Below are 13,502 nucleotides of genomic sequence, written 5' to 3' on the forward strand. Positions count from 1 at the left end.
GAATCGAGACTCTTTTTCGGAACCGTCAGTACTCGATGCCGAGCGCGTCATAGACCCGGCGGTGCACCGCCGGCAGGGTCTCGGTCAGATCCTCGGCGATCAGGCCCGGACCGGCCTCGCACGCCGCCTCGCCGTGCATCCACACGCCGATACAGGCAGCCTCGAACGCCGGGACGCGCTGCGCCAGCAGGCCGGTGATGATCCCGGTCAGCACGTCGCCTGAGCCGGCGGTCGCCAGCCACGGCGGCGCATTGGCGGCGATCGCCGCCCGGCCGTCCGGCGACGCCACCACCGTATCGGCGCCCTTGAGCAGCACCACGGCGCCGGAACGCTGTGCCGCTACGCGGACTCGTTCAAGCTTCGAGCGAAGTGGATTTTTGTTGCTCATATCGCTGAACAGGCGCGGAAATTCGCCTTCGTGGGGCGTCAGCACGACCTGCGGGTTGCTGGACGATTTGATCGCCTCGAACAATTCGTCCGGATGCCCGGCGAAGCTGGTCAGCGCGTCGGCGTCGAGCACCACCGCGGCACCGGCAGCCAGCGCCGCCAGCACCTTGCCGCGGGTGTCGTCGCCAATCCCCGCGCCCGGCCCAATCCCGATGGCGTTGAAACGGCGGTCGGCCAGCATGGTGCCGAGCTCATCCGGCGTATCGACCGGCCGCACCATCACCGCAGTGAGCGCCGCCGCATTCACGGCCAGCGCGTCGCGGGGCGACGCGACTGTCACCAGACCGGCGCCGGCACGGAGCGCGCCCCGCGCAGCCAGCCGCGCCGCCCCGGTCTGCGACAGCTCACCCGACACCACCACCGCGTGGCCGCGGCCGTATTTGTGGCCGTCGGCACGCGGCACCGGAAAGTCCGGCAGCCACAAATCGGGATCGTTTTCGAACGCCTGCGGCCGGATTTCGCCCAGCACCCCGGGCTCGATGCCGATATCGACCAGCCGGACCTGACCGCAATGCAGCCGGCCGGGCAGCAGCAGGTGGCCGATCTTGCGCCGGAAGAAGGTGACGGTCTCGCGCGCCCGGATCGCCGCGCCCATCACGGCGCCGGTGGCGCCATTGATGCCGCTCGGCAGGTCGACCGCCAGCACCGGCACGCCGCTGTGGTTCACCGCCTCGATCACCTCGAGCGCCTGATCCTTCACCGGCCGGTTGAGGCCGGAGCCGAACAGCGCGTCGATGATCAGCGCCGGCGAACCGATCGACTGGGTGAGGAACGGCAGCAGCGGCCCCTTCCACTCCCGGGCCGCCAGCGCCGCGTCACCTTTCAGTGCCTCGCGTTCGCCAAGCAGCATCACGTGCACGGTGCGGCCGAGTGCAACCAATTCGGTCGCGGCAATCAGCCCATCGCCGCCGTTGTTGCCGGGACCGGCGATCACCAGGATCGGGCCCTCCTCGGCCAGATCGATCGCCGCCTGGGCAACGTGGCGGCCGGCATGCAGCATCAGCGCGAAGCCTGATGATCCGCCTGCGATCGTCAAAAGGTCGGCGCGGTCCATTTCAGCGGGCGTCAACAGTTCCATGCCCAATTCCCGGTACAGTCGCCTGCAGCGAAGGCAGCATCAACGGTGCGAGACCGGACAAAACCTTCAAATGCACAATCTGTGGGCTGATTGCTGAACAATTGATCAGGCAAAGCCCATTTTGCATCCGCTCAGTGAACGCTGCGGGCGATTAATATCCTGATAAAGCTTCACAATCGGCCGGTGCGCAAATTGGCACGGACCCTGCTTTTACGGAAGCCAGTTTCGATCCCTCGCGCTCGCCTCTTTGAGGCGGGGTCTGCGCGACCGTTTTCCGAGTTCCGGCCTGGCGGGATTTGGGGATGGTGTTGCTCACCCAGTCGGCCGCGGTGTTATCGATCAACTGCGCAGCGTCGCGCAATCTGGCATACACATGCCGACTCACGACGTGGGAAGTCCGGGGAGAGTGTAAGTGAAGAAGATCGAAGCCATCATCAAGCCGTTCAAGCTCGACGAGGTCAAAGAGGCGCTGCAGGAAGTCGGATTGCAGGGGATCACGGTCACGGAAGCCAAGGGCTTCGGCCGGCAGAAGGGCCACGCCGAATTGTATCGCGGCGCGGAATACATCGTCGACTTCCTGCCCAAGGTGAAGATCGAGATCGTGATCGCCGACGACCTAGTCGAGAAAGCGATCGACGCCATCCGGCGCGCTGCCCAGACCGGCCGCATCGGCGACGGCAAGATTTTCGTTTCCAACATTGAAGAAGCCATCCGCATCAGGACGGGCGAATCCGGACTGGACGCCATCTAAGCACCCGGCCTATCAACCCTCGCCTGATCGCATCACCTGGCGGCCGATCCGGCCGCCATTTCACGACGACCCGTAGCAAAGGGGTACTCATGACGACCGCTAAAGAAGTCCTGAAATCCATCAAGGACAACGACGTGAAATACGTCGATCTGCGTTTCACCGATCCGCGCGGCAAGTGGCAGCATGTCACTTTCGACGTGTCGATGATCGACGAGGACATCTTCTCCGAAGGCACCATGTTCGACGGTTCTTCGATCGCAGGCTGGAAGGCGATCAATGAGTCCGACATGACCCTGATGCCGGATCCGTCGACCGCGACGATCGACCCGTTCTTCGCAGAGACCACCATGGTGATCACCTGCGACATCCTCGAGCCGTCGACCGGCGAGCCCTACAACCGCGATCCGCGCGGCATCGCCAAGAAGGCGGAAGCCCAGGTCAAGGCGCTCGGCATCGGCGACACCGTGTTCGTCGGCCCCGAAGCCGAGTTCTTCGTGTTCGACGACGTGCGCTATTCGGCGACTCCGTACAACACCGGCTTCAAGCTCGACTCGTCGGAACTGCCGACCAATTCGGACACCGAGTACGAAGGCGGCAACCTCGGCCACCGCATCCGCACCAAGGCCGGTTACTTCCCGGTTCCGCCGCAGGATTCCGTGCAGGACATGCGCTCGGAAATGCTCGGCGCGATGGCCAAGATGGGCGTCAAGGTCGAGAAGCATCACCACGAAGTCGCTTCGGCCCAGCACGAGCTCGGCATGAAGTTCGACACCCTGACCCACATGGCCGACCAGATGCAGATCTACAAGTACTGCATCCATCAGGTCGCCCACATCTACGGCAAGACCGCGACCTTCATGCCGAAGCCGGTGTTCGGCGACAACGGCTCGGGCATGCACGTGCACCAGTCGATCTGGAAGGACGGCAAGCCGACCTTCGCCGGCAACAAGTACGCCGACCTGTCGGAAACCTGCCTCCACTACATCGGCGGCATCATCAAGCACGCCAAGGCGATCAACGCCTTCACCAACCCGTCGACCAACTCCTACAAGCGTCTGGTCCCGGGCTATGAAGCGCCGGTGCTGCTGGCCTACTCGGCCCGCAACCGCTCGGCCTCGTGCCGCATCCCCTACACCACCTCGCCGAAGGCCAAGCGCGTCGAAGTCCGCTTCCCGGACCCGATGGCCAACCCGTATCTCGCCTTCGCGGCGATGCTGATGGCCGGCCTCGACGGCATCAAGAACAAGATCGATCCGGGTCCGGCGATGGACAAGGATCTGTACGACCTGCCGAAGGAAGAGCTGAAGCAGATCCCGACCGTTTGCGGCAGCCTGCGTGAAGCGCTCGAGAACCTCGACAAGGATCGCGCCTTCCTCAAGGCCGGCGGCGTGTTCGATGACGACTTCATCGACGCCTTCATCGAGCTGAAGATGACCGAAGTCGCGCGGTTCGAAATGACCCCGCACCCGGTCGAGTTCGAGATGTACTACTCCTACTAAGCCAAGCCGGCGGCAATCGCCATCCGGCTCTCCAACGATCGTACTGATTATGATCAACGAAGAGGGCGCCCCCTGTGGACGCCCTCTTTTAAGCGAAACTTTGACCTCTAGCCGTGTAGCGCCCCCCTGAATGGCCACGGACAAACGGCCATTGGAATAGCTGACAGATTGTTCAGCCTTTCGCCGACTTTGAGCGATGGACGTCTCGACTGATCGCCAGTTCTCCAATCGGAAAACTGCAGCAGACGGAAGTACCTTGCCCCACTCCCGAACTTACAGAAAGCCTCCCACCGTGCAGTTCGACAACCGATCGCACCAGCGACAGGCCGAGGCCGGCACCGCGATGCCGCCCCTGCGGATCGTGCGCGAATAGATCGAACATCTTCTCCTTCAACGCCGGCGCGATGCCGGGCCCGGAGTCGGTAACAGTGAACTCCACGTGGGCCCCGCACCTGCGTACCGCAAGCCGCACCGTTGCCTGCACGGGCGAGAAATTGACCGCATTGGCCAGCAGATTGTACAGCACTTGCACGACCCGCCGCTCGTCGCCGATAAAGCTGTCGATCGCCGGGTCGATATCGATCTGCAGCCCGATCTGGTCGCGCGCCAGCCGGTCCTGAATGCCCTCGGCAGCGGCGTCGATCGCCTTGCGGATATCGATCGGCCCGAGATTGAGGGTCATGGCGCCGGCGTCGATGCTGGCGAGATCGAGGATGTTGTTGATGATCGCCATCAGCGCGTTGGTCGAGGTCGTGATGTAATTCACGTACTCAGCCTGCTTGTCGGTCAGCGGTCCGGTCGAGGAATCGCTGAGAAAATTTGCGAAACCAAGGATCGTGGTCAGTGGAGAGCGCAGTTCGTACGAAACATGGTGGACGAAATCGATCTTAATCCGATCGGCCGCTTCAAGCGCTTCATTCCGCTCGCGTAACACACGCTCAACGTTCTCGGTGTCAGTGATGTCCTGAAACGTTAGTATAGTTCCGCCCTCTGGTAGCCGCATGCCACGGCATTGCAACACGCTCCTGTCGTTCCGGTCGAGCTTGAGCAGCACGTAGCGGCTATCGTCGATGCCCGAGATCACGCCACGTAACGTTTGCCAGACGATGTTGTCGTCGAACAGCGGCAGGCACCATTCCTGAATCAAATCGATATGCGGTCGCTCCTGCAGAGCCTCCGGAGCAAGGTTCCACATCCGCGCGAACGCTGGGTTGAATAGCCGTACTCTGCCATTGTTGTCGAACACGGCGAATGCTTCAGTCAGGCTATCAAGCGCCTCGCGCTGGACCTCGATCAGTTCATCGTAGCCTCGCGCCGAGTTTACCCTCCCGGTAATATCATCGAATACGTAGGTGACCCCACCTCCTGGATTCGGTGTTGTGACAACCGAAAGCACGCGCCCGTCGGGCAGATGCCAGACGTGCTTGGCTGATACGGCCGCGCTGTACGCCTCGTGCAGCCCAGCCTTCCACGCTTGGAAGTCCGGTCCAGCGGGGATTTTGTGCGCAGCATACAGCCGATCCAGTACACTCGAATCATACGGAAGACTGTCCAGAAACAAGCGATCGAGCCCCCACATCTGGCGATAAGACTCGTTGTAATAGGCAAGACGACACTGACCGTCGAATATTGCAATGCCTGATGACAATTGACCCAGCGTGTTGCCGAAGACGCGCTCCAAGCCAACTCTGCCGACAGAACTCTCGGACTCCGTGCGTCCATCGCTCTGGACCTGATCGTCACCAAGCCCGCGCACCGGGCCGAGCATCGGCAACGTCTGGTAGCCTCTTGCTCCAGTTAGGAGGGCGCCTTCTAGATTTGTCGTCGCATCCCACACTGCCGTTTCCCAACTAGTGTAGGATAGATTTGCTCCAAAGAAATTGTAACCACGGAGATCCGCCCCCCGGAAATCAACGCCGGTGAGGTCAGCGAAGCGGAAGTCTACGCCAGGATTCAAACCGGAAAGTCGCACCAAATCAGAGAAGCATGCAGACTTAGATTGGTACACAGCTGCAATGCTGGTCTTTTCGTTCTCCTGAAACCAACCAACACTCAACGGCAAAAGAGGGGATTCATCGTTATCTGCCATCACGGGCTCTCTACTCTGTTTGCTTCACCGCCCGGAGCGACTGTTTTGCCAGCACGAGATCCCCTTCAGCGCTCCCAAAACCACCTGGGTTTGCGGCTCGACCAATTGCTATGGCAGCGACCCGGCTGGCAACTGCGGCTCGATTTATCTCTTCTTGTCTCTGGTCAAATCGACGATCATATATCGTTGGAAGGGCACTTGTTCGCTGAAATGAAAGGTCCCTAAGTGAACAACGAAAGGTGACCATCACCTCAATCACTCCACTCTCAAGTTCGGGCAGGATGTGACACAGAGGTTCATCACCGATAATTCTATGTTCCAATACATTTTCTTGATTTAGCCCCAGCCCGTAGACTCTCCAAAAATTGTGGCCTGCGTCCGCTACGCGCCAGAAATGCTGAACGTATTCGCGATTCCTTTCTTCCGAATGAGAGGTGGTACGCTCCAATTTCCCTCCGACATCGACGTCAACCTTTGCCAGACTGCCAATCCATCTAGAGAGATTGATTCCTAAGTGACCTCCGGCCGCCCCCTCTCTTTTCGCTTGATCGACTTCCGACCGATGGACCTTAAGATGTCCGCCGCTGGTCTGCAGCCGGCCTCGATTGCTAATTTGTCCACCTTTGGGCTCAACGACGACTTCGCCAACCTGAAACCCAACTGAAAACTGGAGCAGACCTTGGTCGGTCCCAACCTCATCGTAGAGGCGACCGCACCAAAGCCCAACTAGTAGCCCAAGACCATCTTTGGTATGTAGATTGGCGGGGCTTTCGATAGAAAGCGACGCCAATCTCTCATCGGAAAATTGTGTCAATGTAATTGAGACGGCCCACATAGTTGGCCTCGTTTTGATATCTTCGGTAATATGACATATCCCTTTGGCTATCGCCAATACTCCTCACACGCATCGCTTCTCAATGAACGTAGGTGAGCATAATTCGTAGACCTTCTCCGGTAATTAGATGCCAGACACAAGATCTCGTTCGCGGAATGTCAAGACAAGCGATCGAGTTTGTGCCCGCGACGTTCGGCCCTCATCGTCCATCCCAACCTTTTCGGTTAGTTATTTTTCGGCGGTTACTTCCCGGTTCCGCCGCAGGATTCCGTGCAGGACATGCGCTCGGAAATGCTCGGCGCGATGGCCAAGATGGGCGTCAAGGTCGAGAAGCATCACCACGAAGTCGCTTCGGCCCAGCACGAGCTCGGCATGAAGTTCGACACCCTGACCCACATGGCCGACCAGATGCAGATCTACAAGTACTGCATCCATCAGGTCGCCCACATCTACGGCAAGACCGCGACCTTCATGCCGAAGCCGGTGTTCGGCGACAACGGCTCGGGCATGCACGTGCACCAGTCGATCTGGAAGGACGGCAAGCCGACCTTCGCCGGCAACAAGTACGCCGACCTGTCGGAAACCTGCCTCCACTACATCGGCGGCATCATCAAGCACGCCAAGGCGATCAACGCCTTCACCAACCCGTCGACCAACTCCTACAAGCGTCTGGTCCCGGGCTATGAAGCGCCGGTGCTGCTGGCCTACTCGGCCCGCAACCGCTCGGCCTCGTGCCGCATCCCCTACACCACCTCGCCGAAGGCCAAGCGCGTCGAAGTCCGCTTCCCGGACCCGATGGCCAACCCGTATCTCGCCTTCGCGGCGATGCTGATGGCCGGCCTCGACGGCATCAAGAACAAGATCGATCCGGGTCCGGCGATGGACAAGGATCTGTACGACCTGCCGAAGGAAGAGCTGAAGCAGATCCCGACCGTTTGCGGCAGCCTGCGTGAAGCGCTCGAGAACCTCGACAAGGATCGCGCCTTCCTCAAGGCCGGCGGCGTGTTCGATGACGACTTCATCGACGCCTTCATCGAGCTGAAGATGACCGAAGTCGCGCGGTTCGAAATGACCCCGCACCCGGTCGAGTTCGAGATGTACTACTCGTACTAATCGCTTCCGCGATACCAGTTAGGGAAAGGCGCTCCTCGCGGGGCGCCTTTTTCTTTTGGATGATGGCGCTTCATCAAACACAGAACCGCCCTCACAACGCGGTGCCGCGGCAGGTCCTCTGGACGACCTCATCGTAAGGACTTGGGGGTCGGCCATCTCGAACCAAGCGCGCAGGTGATGCGTCCGCGTGAAAACATGAAGGCCCCCTATGCCTGCGACAGCGGCCATCGCTTGCCGGCGCGCACGATTGATCCAGCGCAAAGTCTCATTCATTCGAATGAATTAAACAGACGCCAATGAGGCGTCGACGATGAAGTCCAACGGCCACACCGCCCTGCTCCGGCCCGCGCTCGGCTCGCAAAGCCACGACACGCGCGCCCGGATGATCGAGGCAGCGATCGAGGTGTTCGGCTCGGTCGGCTACCACGGCGCCACCACGCGCCAGCTCGCCGAGCGGGCCAAAGTCAATCAGGCGGCGATCCCGTATCATTTCGGCGGCAAGCGCGAGCTGTACCTCGCCGCCGCGCAAGCGATCGCCGACTACATGCGATCCCGCATCGAGCCGCTGATCGACCAGCTCCGCACGGCCAGCGCCGATCCCGCCCGTCACATCGATGCGGTGGTGATGCGCTTCTTCCAGTTCATCGCCGGCGACGAAGAGCCCGAGGCCTGGACGGTGTTCTTCGTCCGCTGCGAGCGCGACGCCGACGATGCCTTCCGCATCATCTATTACCAATCGGTCGCACGGTTTCAGGCCGCCCTGATCGCCGAAGTGGCCGCCGCCACCGGCCGTTCGCCGGATGACGAGGACCTGAAGGTCCGGGTCGCGATCGTGCTCGGCGCGATCTCCAACTTCCGCACCATGCGCAACGTCATGCTGAGTTCACTCGGCTGGGACACATTCGACGCCGAGCGAAAGCGGACCGTCGAGACGGCCGTCCGGCGGCTGGCGCTGGCCGAACTGCTCGGCATCGGCGTAGGCGCCCCGTCCGACGTCCATCCCCCGCTCGGCTCCGCGTTCGGAGCCCAACCATCACCCACGGCCTGACTTCAAAAGGAAGCTGCCATGACCAAGCCCGATCTCACTCAAGCCTATCTGGAATGGACCAAGCAGAAACTCGACGAGTCTGCCGCGACGATCGCCAAGATCGAGGAAGCGGCCGCCAAGCTCGGCGACGCCTCGAGCGCCAAGGCGCAGGAAGCCCTGGCGCAGCTCCGCACCGCGCGTGACGCCTTCCAGACGCAAGTCAACGCGCTGCAGGCCGATCTCGGCGCCTCCAAGCAGGTGACCGACGCCGCGCTGTCGGCGGTCTCGGCGCAGTGGAACGAGGTCGAGCTGGCGTTCCAGAAGTTCCTCGGCACCGCCGGCGACCAGGCCGGACTGGTCAAGGATGCGCTCGCCGCCCGCGCCGAAGCGCAGCGGCAGTCGTTCCTGTCGTCGCTGGAGACGATCCAGACCGGCACCGCCGCGGCGCTCGAACAGGGCCGCAAGGAAATGGAATCCCAGCTCCGCCGCTGGACCGAAGAAACCGAAAAGACGCTCGGCCCGAAGCTGACCCAATTGTCGGCGGCCGGCGACGAGACCTGGAACGCGCTGAAGGCCGGCCTCGACGAGACCGCCGCGGTGTACGAGAAGACCTGGGCCCGGATCTCGCAGGCGTTCACCCCGAAGAAGTAACAGCAGACAATCTGCTCTTCCCCCCTCGCCTCGAATGCTTCATCGATCAGCTGAAGCGATAGCGCCAACGAAGCACGGGCTCCTCATCCTGAGGAGCCCGGCGAAGCCGGGCGTCTCGAAGGATGAAGGCACCGCACGGGCTCGCGGCCCATGGTTCGAGACGGCGCTTCGCGCCTCCTCACCATGAGGTCTTAAAGCGAGCTTACGTCGCCGCTACGCGCCCAGCACCTCTGGCGCCGCAGCAATCGCCTCATACACCGTCTCGATCTCCGCCGCCGTGCTGCAATAGGGCGGCATCAGGTAGATGGTATTGCCGAGCGGACGGACCAGCAGGCCACGGGCGATGAAGTACGCATACAGTCGCGGCCCGACGTCGGCGAGATAGCCGCTGTCGCCGACCTCGAGATCGACTGCCGCGATGGTACCGATCTGGCGGACGTTGGTGAAGCGCGTGTCGTCGCGAAAACGATCGAGCGCGCGGGCGTGACCAGCGGCGAGATCTTCGATCCGCTGCCGCACCGGCTCGCTTGCCCACACCTGAAGATTAGCCAGCGCTGCAGCGCAGGCGATCGGATTGGCGGTGTAGGAGCTGGAGTGAAAGAACGTCTTGCGCCGGTCGGTCGAGAAATGCGCGTCGAAGATCTCGCGCCGGCACATCGTCACCGCGAGCGGCACCGAGCCGCCGGTCAGTCCCTTGGAGTAGCAGGCAATGTCGGGCACGACGTTCGCCTGTTCGCACGCGAACAGCGTGCCGGTGCGGCCCCAGCCGGTCATCACTTCATCCGCGATCAGCAGCACGCCGTGCGCCTTGCAGATCCGCGCCATCTCGGCCAGCACCCAGGGCGGATAGATCAGCATCCCGCCGGCCCCGAGCACCAGCGGCTCGACGATCAGTGCCGCCACCGCCTCAGCACGGCACGCCTGCTCCAGCGCGTCGAGCGTCGCCTGCTCGGCTCCCGCGCGCGGAAACGGCAGCCGGCTGACGTCGAACAGCAGCGGATCGTAGGGCGCGTTGAACACGCCGCGTTCGCCGACCGACATGCCGCCGATGGTGTCGCCGTGATACGCGCCTTCTAGCGCCAGAATGCGCCGTCGGTTCTCACCGGAATGCAGCCAATAGCCGAGCGCCATCTTCAAGCCGACCTCGACCGAGGTCGAGCCGCTGTCGGAGTAGAACACGTGCGTCAGCTCGGGCGGCGTGATCTCGACCAGGCGCTGCGCAAGCTGTTCGGCCGGCGGATGGGTGAAGCCGGCGAAGATGATCTGATCGAGCTGATCGGCCTGCTGCTTGATCGCCGAGATGATCGTCGGATGGCGATGGCCATGCGTCACCACCCACCATGAACTGATCGCATCGAAGATCCGCCGTCCGTCGTCGGCCTGAAGCCAGGCGCCCTCGCTGTGCACGATCGTCGGGGTTTCACCCTGCACCGCATGCTGGGTGAACGGATGCCAGACCGGCGAGGTGTGGCTCATGGCACATCTCCAACAAAGTCCTGCGGATCGAACGCCGCCGCGAATGCAGCGCGTAGCGCGGCCGCCTCGAGCGTAGCCAGCCGCGGCAGGCGGCCGAGCCGGCGGGTGCGGCCGAGCTCGGTGATGATCTGTTCGGAGTCGGCGTTTTCGTCGCCGAGGAAGGCGACGCCGAGCAGCGGAATGTCGCGCGCCCGGATCGCTTCGATCGACAGCAGCGTGTGGTTGATCGTGCCCAGCGAGGTGCGGGCGCACAGCACCAGCGGCGCGCGCCAGCGCGCGAATACGTCGATGTAAGTCACCTCGCGCGTCAGCGGCACCATCAGTCCGCCGGCGCCTTCGACCACCAGCGGACGCGGCACTGCAGGCAGTTCGAGCGCATTGTAATCGATGCTGACGCCGTCGATCGCTGCGGCGAGATGCGGCGAAGCCGGCGTCTTCAGCCGGTAGCGCTCCGGCAGGATGCGATCGGCGGCAAGTCCCGACAGCCGCTGCACCGCGCAGGCGTCGGTCTCGTCTTCGAGGCCGGACTGCACCGGCTTCCAGTAGCTGGCATCCAGCGCGCCGGCGAGCGCAGCAGCAAAGACGGTCTTGCCGATGCCGGTGTCAGTGCCGGTGACGACGATCCGCGCGCTCATGCCGCCGCCCTCATGTCTTCGGCGAGCGCCGCGAACAGCGAGGCGATCACGTCCTCCGACAGATTGGCGCTGAGCGCGATGCGCAGCCGCGCAGTGCCTTCGGGCACGGTCGGCGGCCGGATCGCGCGGACGTCGAAGCCACGCCGCTGCAGCGATGTCGCCAGCGCCACCGCGGTGGCGTTGGCGCCGACAATGATCGGCAGGATGTGCGAGCCGGACGAAGTGATGCCGCAGCGCTGCTTCAATTCGCGGTCCGCGAACGCGACCAGCGATGCGAGCCGCCCCCGCCGCTCCGGCCGGGTGCGGCTGATGTCGAGCGCCGCCCGCGTCACAGCAGCGATCAGCGGCGACGGCGCAGTGGCGAAAATGAACGGCCGCGCCCGGTTGACCAGGAAGTCGCGCACGATCTTCGGGCCCAGCACGAAGCCACCCATGGTGCCCAGAGCCTTGCCGCAGGTGTGCAGCGTGATCACGTTGGCGCGGCCCTCGAATGAGGCGGCCAGTCCCCGCCCCTCCGGGCCGCAGACGCCGGTGGCATGCGCCTCGTCGATCACCAGAATGGCGTCGTGCCGATCCGCCACCGCGACCAGCTCGTCGAGCCGCGGGCTGTCGCCGTCCATGCTGTACACGCTTTCGACCGCGATCCAGGCGCGGCCACGACCACCGCCTGCTCGCCATTGCCGCAGCCGCGTATCGAAGGCGTCGATATCGCTGTGTGGCACGCTTTCACAGGTCGCGCGGCCACGCCGCATGCCTTCGTGGACGCTGGCGTGGATCAGTTCGTCGTACAGCACGAGATCGCCACGCTGCGGCAGCGTCGCGAAGATCGCATGGTTGGCGCTGAAGCCGCCGCCGAGATACAGCGCACTCTCCGCACCGAAGTAATCGGCCGCTTCCGCTTCGAGCGTTTCGTGCTCTTCGTGATTACCACGCAGCAAGCGCGAACCGCCGGCTCCGACCGGCACGCCGCGCGCAATCGCGTCGGCGGCTGCCTGGCGCAGTTCGTCGGACTCGGCGAGGCCGAGGTAATCGTTGGACGTGAAGTCGACGCCGGCGCGCGGCTGGAGCGTGCGTCGCCGCCCAGCATCCGCAAGTGAACGCAGGTCGGCTTCAAGGCTCTGGTACATTGATCTAGTCCTGGTGGTGCGGCAGCTTGCCGCAGAGCGGGCGCTGCCGTCGTTTGACCGCCGCAGGTGGTGGATTATGCGGCGCACAGGCGGCCGCAGGCGGTGGGAACCACAGGCCGGCTCAGCGCGGGCCTTGCTTAGCGCGCGTCGTCGAGCTCGTCACTGTCCTCGTCATAGCCCCGCTCCGAGGGGCCCATCACGATCTCGTGGCGCAGCGCCTCGAACCGGCGCCGGGTCTCCTGGTCGCGGGCCTCGATGAAGACGATGGCGTCGGCGCGCGACATCGGCCCGCTGGAAATCGGATGCACGCTGGCCCCGATGGTCTCGTCGACGAAATAACCACGACCGTCGCGGCGCATACGCCACTTGAAGCGCAGCGCATCCAGCGGTCCCGGGCCCTCGCGCGTATAGCGTTCGAGATCGTCGTCGCTGTCGTCGGGCTCCGGCACCGCTCCCGACACGGGCTCGTCGGTCGTCTTCACCGGTTCAGCGGCTGACTCGGAGTCGGAGGCATCGCTGTCGGACATTGCCTCGGCCGCAACAGGCTCGTCGCCCTGCGCGTCGGCATCGGACGACGGCGGGACAGAGGGCGAGCCCTCCTCCGGCACCACTTCGTCTGGCGCCGCCGCCTTGGCGTCGGGCTTTTCGAAGATGCTCGCGATCGCCGCGAGCGCTTCATCGGTCGGGTCGTTGGCAGTCAATACAAAGCTCCCCCAGTCGGCCTGAAGACAACACCAAGGCCGAACACGTCAACGCAGACAATGGTCGCTGGTT

General features: G+C 63.3%; 10 protein-coding genes and 3 pseudogenes. 5 read left to right on the top strand and 8 right to left on the bottom strand.

Annotated elements, in window-relative coordinates; translation table 11 throughout:
• Positions 1-25: 25 nt before the first annotated feature.
• Positions 26-1,525 carry an NAD(P)H-hydrate dehydratase gene (locus LRC39_RS14960; protein WP_346294803.1) on the bottom strand — a complete coding sequence of 500 codons (1,500 nt, stop codon included), beginning with the start codon at positions 1,523-1,525 and terminating at the stop codon, positions 26-28.
• 412 nt (positions 1,526-1,937) lie between these two features.
• Here LRC39_RS14960 and LRC39_RS14965 point away from each other — a divergent pair, with 412 nt between their 5' ends.
• Positions 1,938-2,276 (top strand): P-II family nitrogen regulator, encoded by a 339-nt coding sequence (locus LRC39_RS14965; RefSeq protein WP_011158515.1) that lies wholly within the window; start codon positions 1,938-1,940, stop codon positions 2,274-2,276.
• An 89-nt stretch (positions 2,277-2,365) separates the two neighbouring features.
• Complete coding sequence (gene glnA / locus LRC39_RS14970; RefSeq protein WP_107355932.1) at positions 2,366-3,775, top strand: type I glutamate--ammonia ligase; 1,410 nt, start codon at positions 2,366-2,368, stop codon at positions 3,773-3,775.
• A gap of 172 nt (positions 3,776-3,947) precedes the next feature.
• Here the strand turns inward: glnA (LRC39_RS14970) and LRC39_RS14975 are convergent.
• From LRC39_RS14975 to LRC39_RS14985, 3 genes and pseudogenes are all read right to left on the bottom strand, one after another.
• Positions 3,948-5,483: pseudogene (locus LRC39_RS14975) on the bottom strand (PAS-domain containing protein); the annotation flags it as partial.
• A 156-nt stretch (positions 5,484-5,639) separates the two neighbouring features.
• A pseudogene (locus LRC39_RS14980) lies at positions 5,640-5,864 on the bottom strand (pentapeptide repeat-containing protein); the annotation flags it as partial.
• Between the two features lie 10 nt (positions 5,865-5,874).
• The gene (locus LRC39_RS14985; protein WP_346294804.1) at positions 5,875-6,756 is read right to left on the bottom strand and encodes a hypothetical protein; all 882 of its coding nucleotides are present in this window, start codon (positions 6,754-6,756) and stop codon (positions 5,875-5,877) included.
• Positions 6,757-6,939: 183 nt separating this feature from the next.
• Here LRC39_RS14985 and glnA (LRC39_RS14990) point away from each other — a divergent pair.
• The 3 genes and pseudogenes from glnA (LRC39_RS14990) to LRC39_RS15000 all read left to right on the top strand — a co-directional run.
• A pseudogene (glnA, locus tag LRC39_RS14990) lies at positions 6,940-7,812 on the top strand (type I glutamate--ammonia ligase); the annotation flags it as partial.
• A 310-nt stretch (positions 7,813-8,122) separates the two neighbouring features.
• Entirely contained in the window at positions 8,123-8,860 is a 738-nt protein-coding gene (locus LRC39_RS14995) for a CerR family C-terminal domain-containing protein (protein ID WP_264052484.1), read from the top strand.
• A gap of 18 nt (positions 8,861-8,878) precedes the next feature.
• On the top strand, positions 8,879-9,490 hold the full coding sequence (locus LRC39_RS15000) for a hypothetical protein (RefSeq protein ID WP_107344861.1): 612 nt from the start codon (positions 8,879-8,881) through the stop codon (positions 9,488-9,490).
• 213 nt (positions 9,491-9,703) lie between these two features.
• Here the strand turns inward: LRC39_RS15000 and LRC39_RS15005 are convergent, their stop codons facing one another.
• The 4 genes from LRC39_RS15005 to LRC39_RS15020 all read right to left on the bottom strand — a co-directional run bounded on the left by LRC39_RS15005 (position 9,704) and on the right by LRC39_RS15020 (position 13,429).
• Complete coding sequence (locus LRC39_RS15005; protein WP_346294805.1) at positions 9,704-10,966, bottom strand: adenosylmethionine--8-amino-7-oxononanoate transaminase; 1,263 nt, start codon at positions 10,964-10,966, stop codon at positions 9,704-9,706.
• On the bottom strand, positions 10,963-11,601 hold the full coding sequence (bioD, locus tag LRC39_RS15010) for a dethiobiotin synthase (RefSeq protein ID WP_346294806.1): 639 nt from the start codon (positions 11,599-11,601) through the stop codon (positions 10,963-10,965). The genes LRC39_RS15005 and bioD overlap by 4 nt, the downstream gene beginning before the upstream one ends.
• Entirely contained in the window at positions 11,598-12,728 is a 1,131-nt protein-coding gene (locus LRC39_RS15015) for an 8-amino-7-oxononanoate synthase (protein ID WP_346294807.1), read from the bottom strand. The genes bioD and LRC39_RS15015 overlap by 4 nt, the downstream gene beginning before the upstream one ends.
• Positions 12,729-12,865: 137 nt before the next feature.
• The gene (locus LRC39_RS15020; protein ID WP_346294808.1) at positions 12,866-13,429 is read right to left on the bottom strand and encodes a hypothetical protein; all 564 of its coding nucleotides are present in this window, start codon (positions 13,427-13,429) and stop codon (positions 12,866-12,868) included.
• Positions 13,430-13,502: the final 73 nt, after the last annotated feature.

Origin of the sequence: Rhodopseudomonas sp. P1 (assembly GCF_039642825.1) — a bacterium.
Classification (GTDB): Bacteria; Pseudomonadota; Alphaproteobacteria; order Rhizobiales; family Xanthobacteraceae; genus Rhodopseudomonas; species Rhodopseudomonas palustris_H.